This is a genomic window from Streptomyces sp. R35 (assembly GCF_041053035.1).
GTDB classification, from domain to species: domain Bacteria; phylum Actinomycetota; class Actinomycetes; order Streptomycetales; family Streptomycetaceae; genus Streptomyces; species Streptomyces lutosisoli.
In genome coordinates this window covers 1,227,617-1,251,632 of record NZ_CP163440.1, presented here as the reverse complement: position 1 = coordinate 1,251,632, position 24,016 = coordinate 1,227,617, and the positions used below count along the sequence as shown (strand labels likewise).

At 70.3% G+C, this 24,016-nt stretch carries 24 protein-coding genes; 9 read left to right on the top strand and 15 right to left on the bottom strand.

Annotated elements, in window-relative coordinates; translation table 11 throughout:
- The first annotated feature begins 46 nt into the window (after positions 1–46).
- From hisD to AB5J50_RS06100, 3 genes are all read left to right on the top strand, one after another.
- Positions 47–1,348, top strand: coding sequence for a histidinol dehydrogenase (hisD, locus tag AB5J50_RS06110; RefSeq protein ID WP_369255618.1), 1,302 nt, complete (start codon positions 47–49; stop codon positions 1,346–1,348).
- Positions 1,345–2,115 carry an SDR family NAD(P)-dependent oxidoreductase gene (locus AB5J50_RS06105; RefSeq protein ID WP_369255616.1) on the top strand — a complete coding sequence of 257 codons (771 nt, stop codon included), beginning with the start codon at positions 1,345–1,347 and terminating at the stop codon, positions 2,113–2,115. Before hisD ends, AB5J50_RS06105 begins: the two co-directional genes overlap by 4 nt.
- 295 nt (positions 2,116–2,410) lie before the next feature.
- Complete coding sequence (locus tag AB5J50_RS06100; RefSeq protein WP_369255614.1) at positions 2,411–4,315, top strand: hypothetical protein; 1,905 nt, start codon at positions 2,411–2,413, stop codon at positions 4,313–4,315.
- Here AB5J50_RS06100 and AB5J50_RS06095 read toward each other — a convergent pair.
- The gene (locus AB5J50_RS06095; protein ID WP_369255612.1) at positions 4,312–5,907 is read right to left on the bottom strand and encodes an alpha-amylase family glycosyl hydrolase; all 1,596 of its coding nucleotides are present in this window, start codon (positions 5,905–5,907) and stop codon (positions 4,312–4,314) included. The two genes, AB5J50_RS06100 and AB5J50_RS06095, sit on opposite strands and share 4 nt — an antisense overlap.
- A gap of 54 nt (positions 5,908–5,961) precedes the next feature.
- Between AB5J50_RS06095 and AB5J50_RS06090 the strand changes: the two genes are divergently transcribed.
- From AB5J50_RS06090 to AB5J50_RS06080, 3 genes are all read left to right on the top strand, one after another.
- Complete coding sequence (locus AB5J50_RS06090; protein WP_369255610.1) at positions 5,962–6,753, top strand: class I SAM-dependent methyltransferase; 792 nt, start codon at positions 5,962–5,964, stop codon at positions 6,751–6,753.
- Between the two features lie 139 nt (positions 6,754–6,892).
- Complete coding sequence (locus AB5J50_RS06085; protein WP_369255608.1) at positions 6,893–7,582, top strand: SDR family oxidoreductase; 690 nt, start codon at positions 6,893–6,895, stop codon at positions 7,580–7,582.
- 218 nt (positions 7,583–7,800) lie between these two features.
- Entirely contained in the window at positions 7,801–8,082 is a 282-nt protein-coding gene (locus AB5J50_RS06080; RefSeq protein ID WP_369255606.1) for a hypothetical protein, read from the top strand.
- Between the two features lie 67 nt (positions 8,083–8,149).
- Here the strand turns inward: AB5J50_RS06080 and AB5J50_RS06075 are convergent, their stop codons facing one another.
- The 4 genes from AB5J50_RS06075 to AB5J50_RS06060 form a co-directional block, all read right to left on the bottom strand.
- On the bottom strand, positions 8,150–8,311 hold the full coding sequence (locus tag AB5J50_RS06075; protein ID WP_369255604.1) for a hypothetical protein: 162 nt from the start codon (positions 8,309–8,311) through the stop codon (positions 8,150–8,152).
- Between the two features lie 99 nt (positions 8,312–8,410).
- The gene (locus tag AB5J50_RS06070; protein ID WP_369255602.1) at positions 8,411–9,232 is read right to left on the bottom strand and encodes an alpha/beta fold hydrolase; all 822 of its coding nucleotides are present in this window, start codon (positions 9,230–9,232) and stop codon (positions 8,411–8,413) included.
- A 58-nt stretch (positions 9,233–9,290) separates the two neighbouring features.
- Positions 9,291–10,124, bottom strand: a complete 834-nt coding sequence (locus AB5J50_RS06065; RefSeq protein WP_327426575.1) for an alpha/beta hydrolase — start codon at positions 10,122–10,124, stop codon at positions 9,291–9,293.
- A gap of 75 nt (positions 10,125–10,199) precedes the next feature.
- The gene (locus tag AB5J50_RS06060; RefSeq protein WP_369255600.1) at positions 10,200–10,616 is read right to left on the bottom strand and encodes a response regulator transcription factor; all 417 of its coding nucleotides are present in this window, start codon (positions 10,614–10,616) and stop codon (positions 10,200–10,202) included.
- Positions 10,617–10,911: 295 nt separating this feature from the next.
- On the opposite strand from AB5J50_RS06060, the gene AB5J50_RS06055 reads away from it, so the two are divergent.
- On the top strand, positions 10,912–11,085 hold the full coding sequence (locus AB5J50_RS06055; protein ID WP_369265322.1) for an AraC family transcriptional regulator: 174 nt from the start codon (positions 10,912–10,914) through the stop codon (positions 11,083–11,085).
- Between the two features lie 2 nt (positions 11,086–11,087).
- Here the strand turns inward: AB5J50_RS06055 and AB5J50_RS06050 are convergent, their stop codons facing one another.
- Entirely contained in the window at positions 11,088–13,154 is a 2,067-nt protein-coding gene (locus AB5J50_RS06050; protein ID WP_369255598.1) for an AAA family ATPase, read from the bottom strand.
- Positions 13,155–13,271: 117 nt separating this feature from the next.
- On the opposite strand from AB5J50_RS06050, the gene AB5J50_RS06045 reads away from it, so the two are divergent.
- On the top strand, positions 13,272–14,183 hold the full coding sequence (locus AB5J50_RS06045; RefSeq protein WP_369255596.1) for an MEDS domain-containing protein: 912 nt from the start codon (positions 13,272–13,274) through the stop codon (positions 14,181–14,183).
- A complete protein-coding gene (locus tag AB5J50_RS06040; RefSeq protein WP_369255594.1) occupies positions 14,180–15,154 on the top strand; it encodes an anti-sigma factor RsbA family regulatory protein in 975 nt (324 codons plus the stop codon). The genes AB5J50_RS06045 and AB5J50_RS06040 overlap by 4 nt, the downstream gene beginning before the upstream one ends.
- On the opposite strand, the gene AB5J50_RS06035 is transcribed toward AB5J50_RS06040, so the two are convergent.
- From AB5J50_RS06035 to AB5J50_RS05995, 9 genes are all read right to left on the bottom strand, one after another.
- On the bottom strand, positions 15,132–15,857 hold the full coding sequence (locus AB5J50_RS06035; RefSeq protein WP_369255592.1) for a GntR family transcriptional regulator: 726 nt from the start codon (positions 15,855–15,857) through the stop codon (positions 15,132–15,134). The two genes, AB5J50_RS06040 and AB5J50_RS06035, sit on opposite strands and share 23 nt — an antisense overlap.
- Before the next feature lie 144 nt (positions 15,858–16,001).
- Complete coding sequence (locus AB5J50_RS06030) at positions 16,002–17,168, bottom strand: serine hydrolase domain-containing protein (RefSeq protein WP_369255590.1); 1,167 nt, start codon at positions 17,166–17,168, stop codon at positions 16,002–16,004.
- A gap of 437 nt (positions 17,169–17,605) precedes the next feature.
- Positions 17,606–18,820, bottom strand: a complete 1,215-nt coding sequence (locus AB5J50_RS06025; protein ID WP_369255588.1) for a cytochrome P450 — start codon at positions 18,818–18,820, stop codon at positions 17,606–17,608.
- A 22-nt stretch (positions 18,821–18,842) separates the two neighbouring features.
- On the bottom strand, positions 18,843–20,234 hold the full coding sequence (locus AB5J50_RS06020) for an NAD(P)/FAD-dependent oxidoreductase (RefSeq protein ID WP_369255586.1): 1,392 nt from the start codon (positions 20,232–20,234) through the stop codon (positions 18,843–18,845).
- Positions 20,231–20,458, bottom strand: a complete 228-nt coding sequence (locus AB5J50_RS06015; protein WP_369255584.1) for a ferredoxin — start codon at positions 20,456–20,458, stop codon at positions 20,231–20,233. Before AB5J50_RS06015 ends, AB5J50_RS06020 begins: the two co-directional genes overlap by 4 nt.
- Before the next feature lie 380 nt (positions 20,459–20,838).
- Positions 20,839–21,516: a GAP family protein gene (locus tag AB5J50_RS06010; protein ID WP_369255582.1), complete on the bottom strand. Its 678-nt coding sequence runs from the start codon at positions 21,514–21,516 to the stop codon at positions 20,839–20,841.
- Positions 21,517–21,911: 395 nt separating this feature from the next.
- The gene (locus tag AB5J50_RS06005; protein WP_369255580.1) at positions 21,912–22,589 is read right to left on the bottom strand and encodes a recombinase family protein; all 678 of its coding nucleotides are present in this window, start codon (positions 22,587–22,589) and stop codon (positions 21,912–21,914) included.
- Positions 22,574–22,975 (bottom strand): nuclear transport factor 2 family protein, encoded by a 402-nt coding sequence (locus AB5J50_RS06000; RefSeq protein ID WP_369255578.1) that lies wholly within the window; start codon positions 22,973–22,975, stop codon positions 22,574–22,576. Before AB5J50_RS06000 ends, AB5J50_RS06005 begins: the two co-directional genes overlap by 16 nt.
- 8 nt (positions 22,976–22,983) lie before the next feature.
- Positions 22,984–23,952, bottom strand: coding sequence for an acetylxylan esterase (locus tag AB5J50_RS05995; RefSeq protein WP_369255576.1), 969 nt, complete (start codon positions 23,950–23,952; stop codon positions 22,984–22,986).
- Positions 23,953–24,016 lie beyond the last annotated feature (64 nt).

Below are 24,016 nucleotides of genomic sequence, written 5' to 3'. Positions count from 1 at the left end.
CCATCCCCCCGCGTTCAGCCCAACCACCCGCAGAAAGGCCGCAGTTGTGGCAACGATCCTGAAGTACGCCGTCCCCAAGGCGGAGGTCACGGCCTCGCTCGACCAGGTGCGCGAGACCGTCGCGGGTGTCATCGCCGACATCCGTGAGCGCGGCGACGACGCCGTACGGGCGTACTCCGAGAAGTTCGACAAGTGGAGCCCCGACTCCTTCCGGCTGTCCGACGAGGACATCGAGAAGATCGTCGCGTCGGTCCCGCAGCAGGTCATCGACGACATCCGCTTCGTCCAGGACCAGGTGCGCTCCTTCGCCCGCCACCAGTTCGCCTCCATGGGCGAGTTCGAGGTGGAGACCCTGCCGGGCGTCCGGCTCGGCCAGAAGCACATCCCGGTGCAGGCGGCGGGCGCGTACATCCCCGGCGGCCGCTACCCGCTCACCGCGTCCGCCCACATGACCATCGTGACGGCGAAGGTCGCGGGAGTGCCGCGCGTCGTCGCCTGCACACCGCCGATCCGCGGTGAGATACCGGCGGCCACCGTGGCCGCCGCACACCTCGCGGGCGCGGACGAGATCTGGCTGCTCGGCGGAGTGCAGGCGGTCGCCGCGATGGCCGTCGGGACCGACACGATGGAGCCGGTGAACCTGATCGCCGGGCCCGGTAACGCGTACGTCGCCGAGGCGAAGCGGCAGCTGTTCGGCACGATCGGCATCGACCTCTTCGCGGGCCCGACCGAGATCCTGGTCCTCGCGGACGACGACGCCGACCCCTTCGTCTGCGCCGTCGACCTGCTCTCCCAGGCCGAGCACGGCCCCGACTCGCCGGCCGTGCTCATCACCACCTCGCGCGAGGTCGCCGAGAGGACGATCGCGGAGGTCGAGCGCATCCTCCCCGGCATGCCCACCCGCGACTTCGCCGGGCCCGCCTGGCGCGTCCACGGCCAGGTGCACGTCGTGGACTCGCTCGACGAGATGTACGCGCTCGCCGACGAGTTCGCCTTCGAGCACGTGGAGGTGCTGACCGCCGAACCGCGGCTGGCGCTGGAGAAGATGACCCAGTACGGCGCCCTGTTCCTCGGCGAGGGCACCTGCGTGTCGTTCGGCGACAAGGTCATCGGCACCAACCATGTGCTGCCGACCCGTGGTGCCGCCCGCTACACCGGCGGCCTGTGGGTGGGGAAGTACCTCAAGACGGTGACGTACCAGGAGGTCACCGACACCGGTTCGCAGGCCCTGCTCGGCCGGCTGTGCGGGCGCGCCTCGCGCGTCGAGCTGTTCGAGGGGCACGCCCGCTCCGGTGACGTACGGGCCGCGAAGGCCGCGGGCGACGAGCTGCCCTGGAACGGCGCATGACGCTGCGCGGGCGTACGGCGCTGATCACGGGCGGCGGCGGACCGCTGGGGCGGGCCTTCGCGCTCGCCCTGGCGGGAGCCGGCGCCCGGGTGATCCTCGTGGGCCGGAGCGAGCAGGCCCTCGCCGACGCCGCGACGCTGGTGGTCAAGGAGGGCGGCCGGCCCCGGACGGCGGTGTGCGATGTCTCCGACCCGGACTCGGTGCGCGCCCTGGCTGCCGAACTCGCCGACGAGGACGTGTCGTTGCTCGTGAACAACGCCGGCGTCGCGGGCCCGGTGAAGCCGCTCACGGACATCGAACCCGACGAGTGGGACGACGTGTTCGCGGCCAACGTACGCGGCGTCTACCTGCTGTGCCGGGCCTTCCTGCCGCCGATGATCGCGGCCGGGCGCGGGGACATCGTCAACATCGCCTCTGTGAGCGGCAAACGGCCCCTGCTCAACCGGACCCCGTACACCGCCTCCAAGATGGCACTGCTCGGCCTGACCCGGACACTGGCGGGGGAGGTCGGACCGCACGGTGTGTCGGTCAACTCCCTTTCCCCGGGCCCGGTTCGGGGCCCGCGCATGGACCGCAATTTCCGGCTGACGGCCGAACTGACCGGCACCACGGTGGAGGAGGCCGAGCGGGACTTCGCCTCGCGCGCCGCCCTGAACCGACTGGTGGAGGAGGACGAGGTCGCCCGCGCGCTGGTGGCGATGCTCGCCATGCCGGGGCTGTGCGGGGCGGACATCGATCTGTCGGCGGGCATGATCGCCCCGGCGTAATTCCCCAGTGCCTCCGAACGACGAGGTGGACGGCTTCGGCCGCCCGCCTCGTCGTCGTGCGTGCCCTCCCGCACGCGCTGTGGCGACTCTGTGTGACCGCCATGAAGTGGGCTGCGTGATCCGAGGCATCGGGCTCCCGTATCTGTGTGTACGGCGCCTATTCCCAGGTGTGCGGGGCTGATTCACTCCGTCGTGCGCACCTCCGGTGCCTCCGCCCGAGCCGTCCCCAAGGTCATTTCGACGGCCGGCCGGTCACGCTGCGCGATGGCGCACTCATTCCCTGGGAAGGCACGCAATGACGCTGATCACCCGACGCTCGTTCCTTATCGCCGGTACGGCCACGGCCGGAGCCCTGCTGGTTCCGGCGGCCTCCGCCACCGCCGCGCCCTCGGCGTCCACCAAGAACAAGATCTCCGTGGGAGCCGACGAGACGTACGAGCTCTCCACGACGACCCGGGTGAGCGAGCTGTCCATCGCCGAAGGCGGAAAGATCGCCGCGACCGACGGCTACAGCATCACGCTGACCGTCGACGGAGTGGAGACCGGCCAGCTGCTGACCGAGACGGGCGGCACGGACACCCTGATCTCGGCCGGGACCTACCTGGGCGACGTCGTACTCACCGTGGCCGAGGCCAACGAGGTGACCTACCAGACCCTCACCTTCCCCTTCCGGCAGGCCGTGTACGTGGACGCCGACGGTGTCGCGACCGCGAAGTCGGTCCTCGCCGGTGTACTCGGCGGAAAGCTCACCAACACCCTCGCCAAGAACATCTCCATCACCTCGACCGGCGAGTGCTTCGACGGCGTCTTCGTGCAGGACGCCGACTACACGCTCACCGGCCCCACCATCTCCCTCACGGGCAACGGCCGTTGCGACTTCGCCGGATACGGCGCCGCCGTCGTCGGCGACGGATCGGCGACCAAGCTGGTCCTGGACGGCGCGCGCATCGCGACCAAGGGGGTCGTGCGCACGGGCGTGATCTCCAACAACGGCGCGAACGTGATCGTCAAGAACTCCGCCGTCCGCACCCGCAACGGCGTAGTGCCCAGCGACTACCAGGCCACCGTCGAGACCCCGTACATGGAGTCCGTGCCGTGGATGCTCGGCCTCGACGGCAACGTCCGCGCCACCAACCTCATCGGCAAGAGCAGCCGGGCCACCTACCTCAACTCGTCGGTCTTCTCGGAGACATGGGGCGCCCTCTCGGTCGAGGGCGGCAGCGGTCTGAAGCTGACCGCGATCAACAGCCATGTCGGCAAAACCGGGGAGTACGGCTACGGCACCTACGCCATCGGTGACGCGATCGTGCGGGTGCTCGGCTCGCAGTTCGACGTCGGCAGCTACGCGACCATCATCGCGGGCCCCGCGGCGTCGGTGCACTACGGCGACAGCACCCGCGACGCGGTCGCCGCGCTCAACACCGAGCTGGAACTCGGTCTGAGCGACGCCGAGTTGGCGGCCGTCCCGGTCCGGAGCACGTCCGTGAACTCGGGTCACTTCGGCTATATGTTCTTCGGCGCCGGCACCCTGAAGCTCGACGGCGGCACGGTCATCAACTCCGAGAAGGCGACCTTCCTCAACAAGGGCCAGCAGACCACGATCACCGTGGACGGCTCGCAGGGCGCCCGGCTCAACCCGCGCAACGGCATCGTCCTGCAGATGATCGAGCTGGACGACCCGGGCCCGGTGAACGTGGGCGGCAAGATGATGAACGTCGGCGTCTACACCGAGCCCACGACCGACCCGACCAAGGACTCCACCTTCGACACCACCGCCGTCCACACGGCCGACGGGGCCGCCACCTTCACCTCCATCGCGCTCAAGGGCGACTTCTACAACGGCATGCGCAAGGGCAAGAACATGGTCCTCACCTTCGAGGACTCCACCGTCCAGGGAGCCATCTCGGCGACGACGGCCAAGCACAACGTCTCCTCGATCGACTCCTCGACCTTCTACGAGCTGGGCGAGGTCACCAACACCGTCCAGGCGGCCGTCAACAACGGCGTGATCGTGCAGCTGAACAGCGGCTCGGCCTGGACGGTGACCGGCACCTCGTACCTGACCAAGCTGACCGTGGCCTCCGACGCGGCGGTGAAGGCGCCGCGCGGCAAGTCCGTGACCATGACGGTCGACGGCACCGCGACGGAGATCGCGGCGGGCGGCAGCTACTCCGGTGCGATCGTGCTGACGGTGAGCTAGTCCGCGGACCGGAGGTCGAAGATCCCGTACGCGAATCCGTCCGCGGTGATCGTCGCGCCCTCGATGTGGACGCCGGAGGCCTCCAGGGCCCCGGCGTCCCGGGCGCCGTCGACGCGGTAACTCGCCGCATCCCGCCGTGGGTTGACGACCACGAGGTACCGCCCGCCCCGCACGTACACGAACGGGTATCCGGCGTGCAGTACCTCCACCGAGCCGCCCGGGCCCAGCTCGGGAGTACTGGTGCGGAGCGCGATCAGGCGGCGTACGAGATGCAGGAGGGAGGTGTCGTCGGCAAGCTGGGCGGCGACCGTCGGGCGCTCCGGGGTAGGGGCGAGGGGGAGGTAGAGGCGGTCGGACGGGGCAGTGGAGAAACCGGCGCCCGGGCTGTCGTCCCACTGCATGGGGGTGCGGGAGCCCGCGCGGTTGTAGCGGGGGCCGAGGACGCTGCCCTCCTTGTCGGGCAGGCCCGGGACGTAGCGCATGCCGATCTCGTCGCCGTAGTAGATCGCCGGAAGGGTCGGCCAGGTGAGCTGGAAGGCGAAGGCGGCGGGGAGCTGGCCGGCCGTGCGGGGGCCGCAGTTGAGGCGGGAGAAGTCGTGGTTGGCGGTGGGCAGGGAGATGAAGCCGCTGTCGCCGACGGCTGCGGAGGCCTGCTCCCAGGCCTTGAGGAAGGGACGGGGCGAGCCCTTGCCGTCCGGGTCGAAGAAGCAGTCGAGCGGATCCCAGGCCTCGCTGACCGTGCCCTCGGCGTTGCTCCACAGCGAGCGCAGGGCGAGGCCGTCCGTGGGGCCGCCGAACTGGAGGAAGAAGTCCGCGTGGAAGCCCGCGCGGACGGACACCTCGGGCTCGCCCCACTCCGAGAGCAGCACCGCGTCCGGATGCGCGCCGTCCAGCCAGTGGCGCAACTCCGTCCAGACCCTGGCGGTTTCCGTCTTGCCGGGGTCGTCCTTCACGAGCGACGCGGCCATGTCGACGCGGAACCCGGACAGACCGAGGCCCAGCCAGTGGTCCATGACCGCACGCAGGGCCGCCCGGTTGGCGCGCGGGCCTTCCGCGTCGACCGGGCGGCGCCAGGGCTCGGCCGGATTCTCGCGCGCGTAGCCGAAGTTGAGGGCGGGCTGGAAGGCGAAGAAGTTCGGGAGGTACGCGCCCGGACGGGTCCCGGGGGAGGGGACGAAACCGTCGGGGGTGCCCTCGGGCGCCCAGATGTACCGATCGTCGGCCGGATCGCCGGCCGCGGCCCTGAACCACGGGTGCTCGTCGGAGGTGTGACCCGCCACGAGGTCCAGCAGTACGCGGATGCCGCGGCGGCCCGCTTCGTCGACCAGCTTGGCGAGCTCGTCGTTCGAGCCGTAGCGGGGCGCGGTGTTCAGGTAGTCGCAGACGTCGTATCCGGCGTCGCGGAACGGTGAGGCGAAGCAGGGGTTGAGCCACACGGTGTTGACGCCCAGCCACGCGAGGTGGTCGAGGCGCTCGGCGATCCCGTTGAAGTCGCCGATGCCGTCGCCGTTCGAGTCGGCGAACGACTGCGGGTAGATCTGGTAGAAGACGGCGTCGGCCAGCCATGCGGGGGCGGGGCGGAACGAGGTCATGCAGGGGACCATAGATGAGCTCGTACGGCGCCCGCTGCCCCTAAGCTGAAGGCGATGTTCACCCCGCAAGGTCCCACCCTCCGCGAGCTGGCCGCGCAGGCCCTTTCGTCCGTCGAACACGGCTACGACCTGCTCGCGCCGAAGTTCGACCACACCCCGTTCCGGACACCGGACTCGGTCCTCGACGCGGTGGGAGGAGCGCTGCGGCCGATGGGGCCGTTCGAGAGCGGGCTCGATCTGTGCTGCGGCACCGGGGCGGGCATGGACGTCCTGGCGATGCTGTGCGACGAGAGCGTCACCGGGGTCGACATCAGCGCCGGGATGCTGGCGGTCGGGCGTGAGCGGTTGCGTGCCGACGGCCCGCCGTCCGGCATCGGGAAGCGCGGCCCGTCCGTTATCGGGGAGCATGGTCCGACCGTCGCCTGGGTGCGCGGCGACGCCCGCGCCCTCCCCTTCGGCCCCGTGTTCGACCTGGTGGTGAGCTTCGGCGCCTTCGGGCACTTCCTGCCGCGTGAGCTGCCGGGCCTGTTCGCCCAGGTCCACTCCGTGCTGCGCCCCGGCGGGCGTTTCGCCTTCCCGGTCGCGGCCCCGCCCCGGCCGAGCTCGCCCTGGTACTGGGCCCTGCTGGGTTTCGACGCGGCGATGCGGGTGCGCAATGCCCTCTGGCGCCCGCCGTTCGTCATGTACTACCGGGCGTTCCGCCTGGGCGACGTACAGCGGGAGCTGGCGTGGGCCGGCTTCGCGGTGGAGCTCCACACCCTGCCCGAGTTCGGGTATCGGCGGGACGGCAGCCCGCGATGCCGGATGGTCGTGGCCACACGGGGCGGCGGCGCGACGCCCGCCTAGGAACTCCAGGTCCATCTGTCGGGGCACAGGCTGCCAAGGTGTCCATTTGTCTTTCCAACTCACGTAGCTACAGTGAGTCTGATTCTCAAACTGAGTGGGCTGGTGGTGGCCGCCCCCAAGCCCGTAATCGGGAGACCTCATGAACATCACCGGAGCCACCGCGCTCGTCACCGGCGCCAACCGTGGACTGGGGCGCGCCTTCGCGCTCGCGCTCCTGGAGCGGGGCGCGCACACCGTGTACGCGGCTGCCCGCGACCCGAGGACCGTGACCGACCCCGGCCTCACGCCCATCGAGCTGGACATCACCGACCCGGCCGCCGTCGCCGCGGCCGCGGAGCGGTGCGCGGACACCGGCCTCCTCATCAACAACGCCGGTATCGTGCGCGGCGGTTCGCTCCTCACCGCCGAATCGCTCGACGGAGCCCGTGCCGAGCTGGAGACGAACCTCTTCGGCACGCTCGCCATGAGCCGCGCCTTCGCCCCGGTGCTCGCCAAGAACGGCGGCGGCGCCCTGGTCAACATGCTCTCCGTGCTGTCGTGGCACACGATCCCGGGCATCGGCGCGTACGGCGTGTCCAAGGCGGCCGCGTGGTCGATGACGAACGCGATCCGTGAAGAGCTGCGCGAGCAGGGCACGTTGACGGTGGGCGTGCACGCCGCGTTCATCGACACGGACATGGCGGCCACGGTCGACGGGCCGAAGATCAGCGCCGCCGATGTCGCCCGCCAGGTCCTCGACGCCGTCGAGGCCGGCCGCGAGGAAGTGCTCGCCGACGACATCACCCGCCAGGTCAAGGCCGCACTGGGCGGGGCGCCCGATGGCGTCTGATCTGCGTGGCACGGTGACCGAGCCGCAACTCGCCGTCTCGGCGCGGTCCCGGCGCGGTACCGCGGTCGCCCCACGGTTCGCCGGGGAGCGCTGAGCGGGAGGGCGCTGCCTCCGTGGACGCCCTGTTCCGCCCGACGGCCCAGCCGCGCTCGCCGCTTCCCTCTTGCGGACATAGCGTCGCAATCAAGACGTCTTCGCAGGTGAATCGAGGGACCGAGATGGCCGTTTTGGTGCATAACCAGGGTGCCGACTGGAACAGGGAGCTCTACAACACGATCTTCGACCGGGTCATCCCGGACCGTACGAATCCACCCAGCGGGCTCATCGCCCACTTCGGCACGCCCCGGGTGGCAGGCGGCTGGCAGGTCGTCGACGTCTGGGAGTCGGAAGAGGCGTACCGCCGTTTCGCGGAAGAGGTGATTTTCCCCGCCGCGAAGGAACTCGGGGCGCCGCCGTTCGAGACGACGCTGGTCGAGATCCACAATTCCCTGATCGTGTAGCGGGAGCCTGGAGGAGGGAGGTCTTCCCCCGGCCCGAGGGCTCGGGGGAAGACTGTGTGAGCGGGAGTCAGCCGGTGAGGGCCCAGGACGGCACGGTCCGCCAAGCGGCAGCCGAGGCCGTGTCCCCGAACGCGGAGGCGCCGACCAGGCGTTGGGACACCGCCATCATCGACGTCGTGGACCGAAGGAGATCGGCCGCGAAGAGCGGCCGGTGACGGCGCTGCCTCATGGAGCCTCCTGTCTCATGAACGCTCCTGACTCATGAACTGTCCTGAATCATGAACTCTCCTGTTCTGTGCGGTCGTTGAGAGTGCCGTCGCTCGCTCGCTCATCCCCGGATGAAGTCGAGCAGATCGGCGTTGAAGGCCTTCTCGAACTCGCCCACCAGGCCGTGCGGAGCGCCCGGGTACACCTTGAGCGTGGCGTCCTTGACGAGCTGGGCCGTCTTCAGGGCCGCGGCGGCGATCGGGACGATCTGGTCGTCGTCACCGTGCGCGACGAGCGTCGGCACGTCGATACGGGCCAGGTCCTCGGTGAAGTCGGTCTCCGAGAACTGCTTGACGCAGTCGTACGCGCCCTTGAGCCCGACCTGCATGCTCCACAGCCAGAACGCCCGGCGTACGCCCTCGGACTCGGTGGCCCCGGGACGGTTGTACCCGTAGAAGGCCTCACTGAGATCCCAGTAGAACTGCGAACGGTCCGCCTCGACGCCGGCCCGGATGCCGTCGAAGGCGTCGATGGGCGTGCCCTCCGGGTTCGCGTCCGTCTTCAGCATCAGCGGTGGGACCGCGCCCAGCAGGACCGCCTTGGCGACCCGCGCGGTGCCGTGTCGGCCGATGTAGCGGGCCACCTCGCCGCCGCCGGTCGAGTGGCCCACCAGGATCACGTCGCTGAGATTGAGCGTCTCGATGAGCTCGGCCAGGTCATCGGCGTACTGGTCCATGTGGTTGCCCTGCCACGGCTGCCCGGAGCGGCCGTGCCCCCGCCGGTCGTGCGCGACGGCCCGGAAGCCGTTCTCGGCGACCAGCCTCATCTGCCCGTCCCACGCGTCGCCGTTGAGCGGCCAGCCGTGGCTGAAGACGACGGGCCGGCCGCTGCCCCAGTCCTTGTAGAAGATGTCCGTGCCGTCGGAAGTGGTGAACGTGCTCATGGGTGTTCCCTTTCGAGAGATCCTGCGAAGCGGCGTCGGGCGCCGTACGGCCGGTAGGTCAGACGAAGCGGCGGACGAACTCCAGTGCCGTGTCGGCGACTTCCTGCCAGCCGTGGTCGATGGTCAGCGCGTGCCCGCGGTCCATGAGCTCCACGAACTCGGTGACGCCGGGGTTGCGCAGCTGCTTCTTGAAGGAGGCGTTGGTGATCGCCGGGGGCACGGTGTGGTCCTTCTCGCCCGAGATGAGGAGCAGCGGACCACGGTCCGGGTTCTCGGTGTCGACCTTCGCCTCGGTCCAGGGATTGAAGTTCGCGGTGGCCGCCTGGAAGAGCGGCGCGCCCGGCGCGGGCACCGCGAAAGTGTCGTACAGCTCCTTGGCCTCCTCCTCACTGACCGCGTTGGCGAAGCCGTACCGGAACTGGTCGTAGGTGAGCGGGACGGCCCGGTGCCGGTTGGCCGGGTTGCCCAGGACGGGTGCGGCGGAGCGCAGGGACGAGATCGGCAGGGGCAGGACGCCCCGGAACGGCGCCGGGTCGATCGCCACCGAGGCGGCGGACCGCCCGCGTCCGGCCAGAATCTGGGTGAGGAGTCCGCCGAACGAGTGACCGACCACGGCGGGCTTCTTCTCCAGCCCGCCGATGAGCCCCTCCAGGTGGTCGGCGACCTGCCCGACCGTCTTGCCGGCGAACACCTCCGGATGGGCGTTGGCCTCCTCGACCGTGTCGGGGTCGTCGGGCCAGGACAGCGCGACCGGTGCGTATCCGGCCCGCTCGAAGTGGGCGGCCCACCGGTCCCAGCTGCTCGGCAGCAGCCACAGACCATGGACGAAGACGACCGGGGCGCGCCCGGTGGCGTTGGCCCGCTCGATCTGTTGTGCGTCGTTGGTGGTCATGTCTCGACGCTAGACGCGAAGGGCGCCCCTGGGATCGGTCGAAAGACTGCATTACCGTCCCGGACGGGTAAGTGCTCATGTCATAGTCCCCTCCTTTCCCGTGCTCCTCAGAGAGTCCAGCGCGTCGCGCAGCGCGGAGCGCGAGGTGATGCCCAGCTTCGGGAAGATCCGGTACAGGTGGGCGCCCACCGTCCGTGGCGACAGATAGAGCCGGGCGCCGATCTCCTTGTTGCTCAGGCCCGAGGCGGCCGGCCGGGCGACTTCGAGCTGCTGCGCGGTCAGCGGCGCCCCGGCGCCGACCGGCGTGCGGTCCGTGGCGACTCCGGCGGCGCGCAGCTCCTGCTCGGCGCGGCGCTGCCAGGCCGCCGCGCCGAGCCGTCCGAAGAGCCCGGCGGCGCGTCGCAGCTCAGGCCGTGCGTCGCCGGGCCGCAGTCGGCGCCGGTGCAGGGCGCGGAAGGCCAGCCGGACCCGTGTGCGTGGTCGAAGGGCCACCGCTCGACGCCCGGCAGCGCCGGCGCCGCCCCGAACAGTGCCACGGTGTCCTCCTCCTCGGCGGCCATGGCCCGCGCGGCGAGGACCAGCAGCCGCAGCCGGGGCCTGACCGCCGCCCGCCCGGCCGCGGCGACATGGGCGCGGGCCTCCTCCGTACGCCCCGTCTGCAGGGCGGACTCGACAAGACCGAGGACCATCCAGGGCACGCCGACGCGGACACCCTCGTCGCCGACCCGGGCGCCGCCGCCCTCGGCGCGGCGACCGTGGAGTTGATGCGCGCCCTGCTCAGCAGACGATCATCGAGCAGCGGCTCGAAGGCGCCCGCTCCACCCTGGCCTCACCGGTCGGCCGCACCCGCACCATCGGCTCGGTCGCCCGCGCCTGGGGATTCACCGACCCCAGCCACTTCACGCGCCGCTTCAAGGAGGCGTACGGGGTGACACCGCAGGAGTGGCCCAGGGCTCTGTAACCTCACACCGGTTCCGGTGCCCCGCCCAGCGCCAGTGTCACCGCCGCGTCCGGCCCCAACTCGTGTCCCTCGCGCACCGCTTCGGTGAAACGGGCGTTGCCGAGGGCCGCGCGGAGCCGGCGTACGTACTCCCTGCGGAAGACGGTCGTCTCGGAGTTGCCGAGCCGGGGGAGCCCGGCCGCGTACCAGAGGCGTCTGCTGACGCCGAGGAGCTGCGCGGCGAGCAGCGGCTCACCCCGGCACGCCTGCGCGGCCACCAGCAGGTCCGTGACCGCGGCGGCGCCGAGCCGGTCGTGCACGCGCCACTTCGCGGCCAGCGCCTCGCGCCCGCTGCGCAGCGCCTCGTCCGGGCGGCCCAGGCCGATGCCGGAGAGCGAGACGAAGAAGTCGCCCCAGGCCCGCATCCACAGCTCCCCGCGTTTCGCGCAGTCCGCGCGCAGTCGCTCGGCCACCGCCGCACACCGCTCGAAGGCGCCCTGGCCGGCCAGCAGATACGCCTGTACGGCGAGCGTCAGCAACTGGTAGAACTCCGCGCCTCCGCCACCCCCGGGCCACTGCGGAGCGCTCCCGTACAGCACCGCCGACCGCGCCGACTCCCCGCGCACCGCCAGGCTCGCTCCCGTCAACGGCAGTGCGGGTACGGGCAGTTGGCGCTCCTCGGCCAACCACACATACGCGGCGCTCACGGACTCCGCGGCGTCCAGGTCGTCGGGTACGACGGTGACCAGGCGGTGCGTCCAGATGGCGAGCGTGTGCTCGGGGCCGAGGCCGTGGGTCCGGCGCAGCGCCCGCTCCAGATAGCCGCGCCCCTCCTCGGCGAAGCCGCAGGCGAACCAGAAATACCAGAGCGTGCCCGCGAGTTCGAGCGCGGTCTCCGGCTCCGCCGCCGTCAGGCACTCCTCCATCGCGAGCCGCACATTCGCGTGCTCCGCGGTGAGCCGCTCGGCCCACATCCGCTGGCCGGGACCGAGCCACTCGGCCTCGCCCTGCCGGGCGGTCCAGCGGAAGTAGTCGCGATGGCGGCGGCGTACCGCCTCCTCCTCGCCGAGGCCGCCGAGCCACTCGGCGCCGAACGAGCGGACCGTGTCGAGCATCCGGTAGCGGACGGCCGCGCCGTCGCCCTCGCGGGTCACGATCGACTTCTCGGTGAGCGAGGCGAGCAGCGCGAGGATCTCCTCGGCGTCCAACGGACCGCCGTGGCAGACGAATTCGGCGGCCTCCACGTCCCAGCCGCCCGCGAACACCGAAAGGCGTGCCCACAGCAGCCGCTCCAGCGGGGTGCACAGCTCATGGCTCCAGCCGATCGCCGTACGCAGCGTCTGATGGCGGGCCAGCCGTGGCCTGGCGGGGGAGACGAGCAGGTCGAAGCGGGAGTCGAGTCCCTCCAGGAGCCGGTCGAGGGGGAAACCGCGCAGCCGGACCGCGGCGAGCTCCAGGGCCAGCGGAATCCCGTCGAGGCGGGCGCAGACGGCGGCCACGCCCGCCCGGTTGGCGTCGGTGAGCGCGAACGACGGCACGGCCGCCGAGGCGCGTGCCGCGAACAGCGCCACCGCGTCGTCCCATTCGCCGAGCGGCAGCGGTGCCACCGTCAACAGGTGCTCGCCGGGCACGCCCAGCGGCTGCCGGCTGGTGGCCAGCACGCGCAACTCCGGTACATGCGCGAGGAGTTCCTGCACCACGCGCGCGCACTCGTCGAGTACGTGCTCGCAGGTGTCGAGCAGCAGGAGCGGCGCGGCCCCGGCGAGATGCTCGCAGAGCCCCTCCAGAAGCGGCCGCAGGGTCTGCTCGGTCAACCGGGTCGCCTGCGCCACGGCGTTGGTGAGCAGATCCGGGTTCCGCAGCTCCGACAGCTCCACGAGCCACATCCCGCCCGGGAACGCCCGGCGTGCGGCATGCGCGGCCCTGAGCGCGAGCCGTGACTTGCCGACACCTCCGGGGCCGGTGAGCGTGACGAGGCGGGTGTTGCCCAACAGGCCTGATATTTCCGCGAGTTCGTCCGTGCGCCCGATGAAGGCATTGGCCTCGGCGGGTAGATTGCCGGTCCTGCCGTTGCGCACTGAGGCAGCCATCGTTCCCCCTCACCGGACCCGATGGCGGTCACCATAACCCCCTCACGCGGCCGCCGCTTCCGGCGTAGCGTGGAAGCGTCCCGGCACACCGAGTGGCGACCTTGGGGGGTGCGGGGGATGGAAGCCGTACCGGCGCTGCGAGCCGTCGGGCAGATGCGTCCCGGAGACCATCTGCTGCTCGGCTACGACACGGACGAGGAGCGCGAGACCGTACTCGCCGCGTTCCTCCTCGACGGACTGGCCAGCGGGCAGCGCGGGCTGGTGCTGACGCCGGGGGACATTCCGGCGGGCCTGGCCCTGTCCTTCCTGGAGGCGTACGGCTGCCCGGTGGACGAGGAGATCGCGGTAGGCAGGCTGGCGGTCGACCCGCAGCTGGCCACCCCCGAGGGGTTGTGGGACCTGGACGAGGTGATCCGCCGGGAGGCCCGCCGCGCGGTCGCCGACGGTTTCCTCGGTCTGCGCGTCAGCATGGAGGTGTTGTGCGGCCGGGCGGGCAAGAGCCTCAAGATGCTGCACGACAGCGAGCTCCTCCTCGACCCCGTCTTCGCCTCTCTGCCCGTGCTCGGCGTCTGCCAGTACGACCGGCGCGTCTTCGACGAGGAGGAGCTGATCCCGCTCGACGTACTGCACCACGGCCGGGTCGCCGCCGACCTCGTCTGGCACGACGAACTGCTCTCCATCACCCGCACTTTCGCACCCCCCGGCCTGGCACTCGCCGGGGAGATCGACGACACGAACGTCACCGCCGTCGCCCGCGCCCTGTACGCCGAGACGGCCCGTGCCCGTGGCCGCACCGCGAACGGTATCCGCACCCGGCTCGACCTGCGCGACCTGCGTTTCGTGGACGTCGGTGCGCTGCGTCTGCTGGTCTTCTCGGCCCTCGGCCTGTACGCGGCGGGCGGCACCCTCGTCCTGCACGGCGTCGCCCCGCACGTCCAGCGGGTGATGCGGGTGACCGGCTGGGACCGGGTGCCCGGCCTGCGGATCGAACAAGGAGACCGAGAAGCACAAGGAGAGTCCCCGCCATGACGCGCACCGGGTTCGTCCACCAGGCGCTCTGCTACGGCTCGGACGACGAATTCCTCGAAGGAACCCTGGAGTTCGCCCGCGACGGCCTGGCCGCGGGCGACGCCGTCCTCGCCGTCGTCAAGAACCACAACATCGCCCTCCTCGAACAGGCCCTCGGCAGCGGCTCCGGCGACGTCGAGTTCGTCGACGCCGACGACTGGTACGGCTATCCGTCCCGCACCCTGGGGCAGTACCACGCGTACTGCGCGGACCACGGCATGGACCGCCGCGTCCGCGTCATCGGTGAACCCGTCTGGGCGGGCCGCACGGACTTCGAGACACGCGAGTGGATGCGCTACGAGTCGCTGCTCAATGTCGCCTTCGCGCACTCCGCCCTCTGGATCCGGTGCCCCTACGACACCCGCACACTCTCCGCCGACATCCTGCGCACCGCGACCCACACCCACCCTGAACTCGCCCTAGGCTCCCGCATATCGGCTCCCAGCGGACGCTACGCCGACCCGGCCGACTTCTACGCCGATTGCGACGCCGCCCTCCCGGCGGCGCCGTTGCCCGACGACTGCGACGACATCCGCTTCGCACGCGGCCGGTCGGCGGCCGTGCGGGGTGCCCTCGCCGTGTACGCCCGCCGTTCGGGTATGCCCGAGCAGCGGACGTACGACATGGTGGCGGCGGTGCACGAGGTGGTGGTCAACGCGGTGCGGTTCGGCGGCGGTGGCGGTGTGCTGCGGCTGCGCAGCGACCCCGACTACGTGATCTGCGAGGTTGCCGACGACGGTGCGCGCAACCGGGCGATGCCCGCGCGGTTCCCCGGCCATCTGCCGCCCGGCGCGCGAGCCGTGGGCGGCCACGGGATGTGGGTGGTACGGCAGTTGAGCGACCTTGTCACCGAGGACCTCGGGCCCACGGGATCCACCGTACGCATGTACTTCCGTCGCCCCGGCGCGTTCATCCGGCCGCCGGCAGCGTGAACTCGTAGACCAGGGCGTCCTGTTGGGCGTCCACCATGAGGTCGGTGATCTCCAGGGGCCGGTCGTACTGGTCGTGCACGCGCCGGGTGACCCGTACGGACTGCGGCAGCCGGGTGATCGAGTCCCGGTGGTGCAGGGTCAGCCCCGCCTTGCGCATCCAGTCGTAGGCCCGCCGCAGCTGCGCCGACGCGGTGCCGTCCGCGCGGTCGCGGTAGCGGGCCAGCTCCTCGACCTCGGTCACCGCGACCGTGGAGAAGGACGTCACGGCGGTGCGCAGTCCGGTGCCGTCCGCCGCGGCCGACTCATAGCGGTGGACCAGCGTCGGGCGGCGCGGCGCGAGTCCCAGGGCCTGCGCGTGGTCCGGCGGGGGAGCCTCCCAGTTCACGGTGGTGCGCTGGACGGCGCACGGTTCGGTGGTGTGCGCCCCGACGGGGAAGTCGAGGGACGGGACGTGCTCGGCGGTGGTGCCGGACAGGGTGGCGTGGCTGCCGCGCCGGTCGGTGGAGACCAGACCGCTGCGCCGCAGCATCTGCAGCGCCTGCCGTACGGTCTCGCGGCTCACCCCAAAGCGGGTGGCCAACTCCCGCTCTCCCGGCAGGCGTTCACCGGGCGGAATGGTCCCGTCGCGCAGGTCGCCGAGCAGCTGGGTGGCGATCCGCGAGTAACGGGGCTCGTGGTCGGATGGATGGGTGGTGCGGGCCATGTCCGCGCCTCCTGCGTGGTGACAAGACGTAGCCGTGCGGGCTCATTGCGGCACCACATCTAGCATTGGTCTAAACCACCAGGGAAGAGCGGCCGGGCACTTCGGCCGATTTCAGCCCACACCCTCCATGCGGTGCGGGCGCGCTCAGAGCGCGTCGTACAGGGCGTCGACGAGCGCCATCTTCCTTGGGTCGTCGGCGATGTGCGGGCCCATGCGGTTCATGACGTAGCCCAGCGAGACGCCCGCCTCGGGGTCGGCGAGACCACAGGAGCCGCCGAAGCCGTCGTGTCCGAAAGCCCTCGGGTTGGGACCGTAGGACCCGTTGGGCCCGCTCAGCCACAGGCCGAGCCCGATCTCCGTCTCGTGCGCGAACGCCGCCCCCAGCACCAGGTCACGGCAGCTGCCCTGCCCCTCGCGCACCCGCTCGACGGCCTCCGGCGCGAGCACCTGCCGGGAGCCGTACGAACCCCGCCCGGCGAAGATCCCGTACAGCGCGGCGACCGCGCGGGCCGTCCCGTGGCCGTTGGCGGCCGGGATCTCGGCGGCCCGCCACTGCGGCGTGTTCGCCTCGTCGGCTCCCACCGGCGGGTTGGTGAGCGCGGCCAGCGCGGCGGGCGCCAACTGGGCGAAGATCGCCGCCTGTTCACTGCTCGGCGCGGCCCGCGGATGCACCAGCTCGGCCGCGCGGTCCGTCTCCTTCTCCGGCAGCCCGATCGTGAAGTCGATCCCGAGCGGCCCGGTCACCTCCCGCTCCAGGAACTCCCCGGGCAGCAGCCCCGAAACCCGCCGCACCACCTCGCCGACCAGGTGGCCGAACGTCAGTGCGTGATAGCCGGAACGCGTGCCAGGCTCCCACCAGGGCTCCTGGGCGGCGAGACGTTCCACGGTCAGCTCCCAGTCGCACAGCTCGGCGAACGTGTGCGGCTCACGGAGCCCGGACAGCCCCGCCCGGTGCGACAGCAGATGCCGTACGAGGACGTTCTCCTTGCCCGCCGCCCCGAACTCCGGCCAGTACGCGGCCACCGGGGCGTCGAAGTCGAGCAGCCCCCGATCGGCCAGGATGTGCGCGCACAGTGACGTCGGCCCCTTCGACGTCGACCAAACGTTGACCAGCGTCTCCCGCTCCCAGGCACGGGTGCGCGCCGCGTCGGCCCAGCCGCCCCAAAGATCCACCACGGTCTCCCCGCCGAGCGTGACCGTCACGGCCGCGCCCAGTTCACCGCGGTCGCGGAAGTTCTCCTCGAACGCGACGCGCACCGCCGAGAAACGCGCGTCGCAGTGGCCTTGAACGTCAGGCGCGTGCTGGGACATGGGACCTCCGTCATACGTCCGCGGGTGAACCTGGAAGGGTCCGGGCCCGTTGAACGTACCGACTGGTCGGACTGGAGGGAAGCCGCAGGACAGCACCTCGTCCTCGCCACTGCCCGCCGTCATGGGGCGGCGGGCAGTGGCGCGCGCCCAGATGAGGAAGAGGGAACCGGTCGGCTCCTGATGGCCCGTGACGGTGTGCGCAACACCTCAGCGAATGCAGCCTCCTGGCAATGATGCTGCGCCAGAAGGGCCTTACCGCTTCGGGCTACGGCCGGACCGCCTCGGAGAAGGGCACGACTTTTACCCGGCCGAGCCATACCACCGCAGTACTTATCGGACACCAAAAACCCGAACGGGTACTTCGGGCGGAACCAGTGTCTCTTGCCCGATCGGCGTGGCCACGACGGATGTCTGAGCACTCGGGCCTCGCTCGAGCCTCAGCTCTGTTCGATGTGCAGATGGATGGGACCTCGCAGGACGGGGCTGGGCCGGTACGGCGGCGGGTCGGTGACCAGTCTGGGCCGGTCCAGGCGGCGTACCAGCTCGCTCAGTGCGATCTGGGTTTCCAGCCGGGCAAGCGGGCCGCCGAAGCACAGGTGGATGCCGCTGCCGAACCCGAGGTGCTGGTTGTCCTGCCGATCGGGGTCGAAGCGGTCGGGATCGTGGAAGCGGTCCGGATCGCGGCTGCCCGAGGCGAGCATGAGCATGATCTGTGAGCCCTTGGGGATGACGGTGTCGGCGACGGTGATGTCGCTGTACGCCGCCCGCCAGGGAATCATGTGCACGGGGGGCTCGTAGCGCAGCAGTTCCTCGACCAAGGGCACGATCAGGTCCGGTTCGTTGCGCAGTCGCTGGAGCACTTGCGGGTGGCGCAGGAGCGTCAGCATGCCGTTGGTGATGAGGTTGACGGTGGTCTCGTGGCCGGCGATGAGCAGCAGGTTGGCGGTGCTGACGATTTCCGCGTCGGTCATCCGCCCGTCGGGCCCGTCATCGTTGGCCAACCGCGTCAGCAGGTCGTCGCCGGGCCGGCCGTGGCGTTGTTCCAGCAGCCCGCCGAGGTATTGGCGCAGGTCTCTGCTGGCCTGGAGGCCGTTGTCCAGTTTCTCCTTCGGGTCGGTCTTGGGGTCGTAGGCGATCAAGTCGATGATGGCGTTCACCCACACGTGGAACCGCGGTTCGTCCTCGCGCGGCACACCGAGCAGGTGGCAGATCACGGCGACGGGGAACGGGTAGGCGAAGTCGTCGACGATGTCGATCCGCTCATTGCCGGCGAAGTCGTCGATCAGGCCGCTGACGATGGCGGTCAGGTCGGGTTCCATGCCGGTCACCAGCCCCGGGGTGTGCGGGGGGCCGAAGGGGCGCATAGCCAGGCGCCGCAGACGGTCGTGCTCGGGCGGATCGATGTTGATGAACGACGGCGTGGCACGTTCCTCGGCCCCGGGTATCGGCCGTGACAGGTTGCGGACGTCGGAGCTCAGGTGCGGATTGTGCAGTATGCCGGTGAGCTCGCGATAGGTGCTGATGACGTAGCTGCCGTCCTCCTGCAGGGCCACCGGTGTCTTGCGTAGCTCGGCGTACAGCGGGTACGGGTCGGCCCGGGAGGAATAGTCGAGGATCCGGGGCAGGATGTCGGGCGTCTTGGTCGTGGTCATGTCGCTTTCCCTCCTGCTTCCCCTACCTGTGCTGCCGCATGGCGCTGACGCGCCGTTCGCCCGGGTCATGTCCGGTGACGACCACCGTGGCACCCTGGGCAAGCAGAGTGGGGCCGGGGAAGTCGACGGGTACCGGTTTCGCGTCGACGGGCTGGTCGGGCGTGGGGCAGGGGGGCGGGAAGGGCGCGGCGGTCTCGATCAGCTGCCGGTAGTGGTCCAGCCACTTCGCGTTGTTGAAGCTGACTGCTGCGGTCACGCGGCCCTGGTACCCGTATGCGGCGACGAAGCGGTGGTCTGGCACGGATCCTTGGGTGACGACGACCTCGTCGGCGTAGGTCGGTACACCGACGGACTTGATGTTGACGCCGAACTGGATGGACCAGAACGTCGGGATGGACAGGTGCGGCCAGCGGTCCGCCTGGGCGCTGACCATGTTGTGCGCCGCGATCTCGGCCTGCTCCACGGCGTTGGCCCAGTGTTCCAGCGAGATGAAACGGTATTCGTAGATCGGGTTCGGGCAGCGTGCCACGTCTCCGGCGACGAAGATGTCGTCGGTGACCAGGCCGTTGAGGTCGAAGGCGCGGCAGCCCGCGTCGCAGGCGACTCCCCATGGGCCCACCGCCAGTCCCGAGTCGCGCAGCCACTCGGTGTTGCGGATGCCTCCGAGCGCCACCACCGCCACGTCGGCGTCGACGGTGTTGCCCTCGGAGAAGTGGGCGCGGCGGAACCGCCCCTGCGCGTCGCCCTCCAGCTGGGTGACTTTGACACCGCAGCGCAGGTCGACACCGTGGGCACGCTGCATGTCCGCCGCGACCTCACCGATCATGGCGCCTAGTCCCCCGACCAGCGGGGTCGGCGCGAGTTCGGCGACGGTCACCGGGATGTCACGCTCACGGCAGATGGAGGCGATCTCGGAGCCGGTGAAGCCCGCGCCGATGACCAGTACGCGGGAGGGCCCGGCGGCGATCGCTCGCTGCAGGCCCTCGGCGTCCTCGCGCGTGCGGACCACGAATACGCCGTCCAGGGCCGCCTCGGCCGCGACAAACCAGGGCCGGGCCCGTACCCCGGTGGAGATCAGCATGCGGTCGAAGGGGATCCTGCGGCCGTCGGCAAGATGCACGTGGTTGGTCGCCAGGTCCAGTCCGTCGGCGGGCACGCCCAGCAGCCACTCCGCATCGATGTCACGACGTCGCGGCAGCGTAGTGCCCCCGGCCGGCACCCACCCGGTCAGCACCTGCTTGGACAGCGGGGGGCGGTCATAAGGCTCGCCCAGCTCGTCACCGATCATGGTCAACGTCCCGGTGAACCCCTCATCGCGCAGAGCCTCCGCGGATCGCAGTCCCGCCAGCGACGCCCCGACGATCACAACGCGGCCGTCGCGCTTGAACCCCTGCAGGGTGTCGGCACTGCTCATGACGGCGACACCCCCACCGACGCGTCCCGCTCCTCCAGCTGGTCGACCAGAATTGCCTGGAGCGGGCAGGCCGCCGCGGCTCGCAGCACCTGCTCGCGCTGGGCGTCGTCCGGGTTCGAGGAATACATCAGCGCTTCCTCGCCGTGCATCCGGAAAGCGTCCGGAGCCAGGAACGCGCACTGCGCATACCCCTGACACCGGGAAAGATCAACGACAACTCTCATCCCGACCTCCATTTCAGGGACTGCAAAGCTGCGGGCCCTGAGGCAGCACTCCTACGGCGCCCAAAGCGCGAGGCACGCCTTCGAAGACAGGGAATCGGCATTTGTGCACGCCTGAGAATGCGAAGGGGTGCACCGCGCGTGAAAGGTCTCCGCAGGATGAATTGATCATCGCGAATGAGGCCTCGGCGTCTGCAAACCGCCCGGAGAACCTGACCTTGGCGCCAAAAGCCTATCCCGCGCGCATGTCGTCCGCACCCCGGGACAGGGGCTTACGGGCGCCGGTCACTCCAGCAAGCCAGCGGGCCCGAACAGGAGAAGCGCGCCTCTGAGCTGGGCGGAAGGTGCGTGCCGAAGGGACCCCCCACCGCTTGTGGCCGCTGTCAGGAGGTGAGGATGCCGATGCCATCACCGATCAGTTTCAACCCCAGGACGAAGAAGAGGACCGCCATCACGACGACGTTGTGCTGTGCGGCCCAGTCTTTCCAGCTGCCGAGCGTGGTCTTTGCCCGATTTCCCCCGACCAGGAAGACTCCCAGCGGAGCCAGCAGTCCGAGTGAGCCGATCAGTACGAAGATCGCCAGCGACGCGATCTGCTGCCCGACGGGAAGCCCGGCCGAAGCGATCGAGGCGCCTGCGGCGATGGTCAGCGGGGCATTCTTGGCATTGAGCGCGACCAGGGCCACCGCCAGCCCGAAGACCTTCAACGGCGTGAGTCGGTCGATCGTGGCCATCCACTTCGGCAACTGCGCCCCCGAGGCATCCGCCGGGCGCCGACGCCACTGCCTGGCGCCGAGGAGGACGAGCAGCACTCCCAGGGCAATCTTGAGGCCGCCCACCCAGGTGGCCGGCTGACTGCCGGCGGAGGAACCCTCTGGTCCGACGATCGCCAGCACCACCCCGCCAAGCGCGGAGAGCCCCAGAACCCAGCCCGCGGCGAACAGCAACCCGTTGAGTCGTCCCCGAGGTGTGGCGAGTACGAGAATCATCGCGATGATCGGGAGCGGGCTGACGGCGACGGCGGCCGCAAAACCCAGGACATCACCAAGAACTTGACCCATGGCAGCCTCCAGAAGAGGATCGAGTGATCGGACTGGGCAGGGCTTGGCAGGAGTCGGCCCGGCAGCCCGGGCGGAGAGCCGCCTGACTGTCCTGGGCAGAGCACTGGGCCAAAAAACCTTCAGACCTCTCCACAGACATCGTCGACCGCACATTGCCCAACCGCACGACACAAGCGCCCAAGGGGTGAGCCGCGCTGCACCGCCGCGCGGCGAGCTACAGACGGGCCACCACCCTGCTCAGCACCCACCCAACAAGCCGAAATGGCCCGCCGGAGAACCGACGGACCGTCATGCGGGCGACCATGCGGCCGGTCGGCGTCGCAAGGTCGATCTCCCCGCTCACCGTGGCGAGTTCGACACCGCGACGGTCGGCAAGGTCAATAACATCTTCCAACTTACGCTGTGACCGGCGTGGTGATCCCCCTGCCATCCGAACGGGCGCGTCCCACCAACAGGTATGGGCCCCGGTCCCGTCGGGCCTTGTGATTGCGACGAACGCGGCGAGCGGTGTCGGCCGACTGCTTGTTGGCCATGGCGACGACCACGCGGGCCATGGCGCGCCCGTTGTCGGTCAGCAGATCCAAGGTGCCCGTGATGTGGATGATCGGCCGGTGATAGTGCTCAACGGTATCGATGGCGTCTTCAAGATGCCGGGGGTCCCGGGTCAGACGGTCGATGTCGTAGACGATCAATCCGTCGATGCGCTCGCCGTTCGGTGCCTTGCCTCGCTTGAGATCTTCTAACGCGCCCTCGAAGACGGGACGCACAACGCAGTAGCCGAGACTGCCATCGGGCAGACGCACCCGCTTGCGCTTCCAGGCGGAGGTGTCCGGCTGCGTGTACGTGTGCACGTACCGACCGCCCCGGCTCCCGACGAACCCGCGGCCGTTCCTCTCCTGCTCCTCCGTGTTCTTGATGTCCCTACCGGTGATGAACCGAGGGCCAGCCTCCTCCGACGTAGCGTCAGAGGAGATCTCGCCCTCGGTCTCTTCGGTGGACAGCCGGGCCAAGCCGGCCCAGTTCTGTCCCTCCAGATTTCCCCAGTGCGTTCGCTGTACTAAGTCATCTCCCATGGGAGGGAGGGAACGTGCACCGGGGTGCTGTGCCAGTAGTCACGGGTCTCCACAGCCAGACCCTCCGCGTCGAAGCGTACGAAGACGCAGCCCGCCAGTGTCGACGGCTGTCCGTCCTCCTCCGCGAGGACGCGGAACTCGGCGACCGCGAGACCGTCCTGTCCGACGATCGGTTCGGAGAATCGAACATCGGTCGTGTGCTCGGCCGCGAAGGACCACCGTATGTACGCGGCGAGTTCGTCCGGGCCCCGGTGCGGCTCGCGGAACGGCATGGAACGGTGGACGCAGTCGGCGGCGTACAACTCCAGGATCGCGTCGACGTCGTGGGCCGCCCAGGACCGTTCCCACACCCGGACGAAGCGCCGCGCCGCCTGAGCCGTGTCCATCGCGAGCCTCAGAGGTGCGAGGGCAGCCAGCGCAGCTGGGCCGCCTCCTGGTAGGGGCCGCCGCCCTCGTGGTCGTTGAAGTCGTACACCTCGATCTGCTTGTCGTCGTGGGCCCACGCGTTGAACGCGGCGAAGACCGAGGACGGCGGGCAGGTCTGGTCCTCCAGGCCCACCGAGAAGAGGGCGGGCGCCCGGCCGCGTGCCGCGAAGTGCACCCCGTCGAAGTAGGAGAGCGTGCGCAGGATGTCGGCGGTGTGCCCGCGGTGGGTCTTGAGGTAGTTGCCGATCTCCCGGTACGGAGAGCGGTCCGTGATGGTCGTCGAGCGGGGGAAGTCGCACAGGAACGGCACGTCCGGCACGATCGCGGCCAGATCGGGGACCAGACCGCCCACCGCGATGGTGATGCCGCCGCCCTGGCTCCCGCCGAGGGCCGCGACGCGAGCCGCGTCGACCAGCGGATGCGAGCGGGCCGCCTCCACCGCGCGCACCGCGTCCGTGAACACCCGGCGGTAGTAGTAGTTCTCGGGAGCGTCGACGCCGCGGGTCATGTAGCCGGGGAACGCGGGCCCGCTGCCCACCGGGTCCGGGGTCTCGCCGCCACCGCCCCAGGCGCTGCCCTGGCCGCGCGTGTCCATCACGAAGTGCGCGAAGCCCGCGGAGGCCCACAGCAGATGCGTGTGCGGCAGGCCGCGACCGCCGCCGTACCCGACGAACTCGACGACCGTGGGCAGGGGCGAGTTGGCCCAGGCCGGCACCGTCAGCCAGCCCTTGATGGGGTGCCCGCCGAATCCGGCGAAGGTGACGTCGTAGATCTTGACGGTCTTGAGGGCTGTCTCGATCGGGTCGAAGCGTGCGTCGAGCTCGTGCTCACGGGCCTCCTGGAGTGTCTTGGCCCAGAAGGCGTCGAAGTCCTCGGGCTCGGCGGACGCGCTGCGGTAGTCGCGGAGTTCGTCGAGGGGGAGGTCGAACAGGGCCATGAAGGACCACCTTTGACATCAGAGGTGCGGATGATCACACCGTACGTGTGCCATCGGAGGGCCG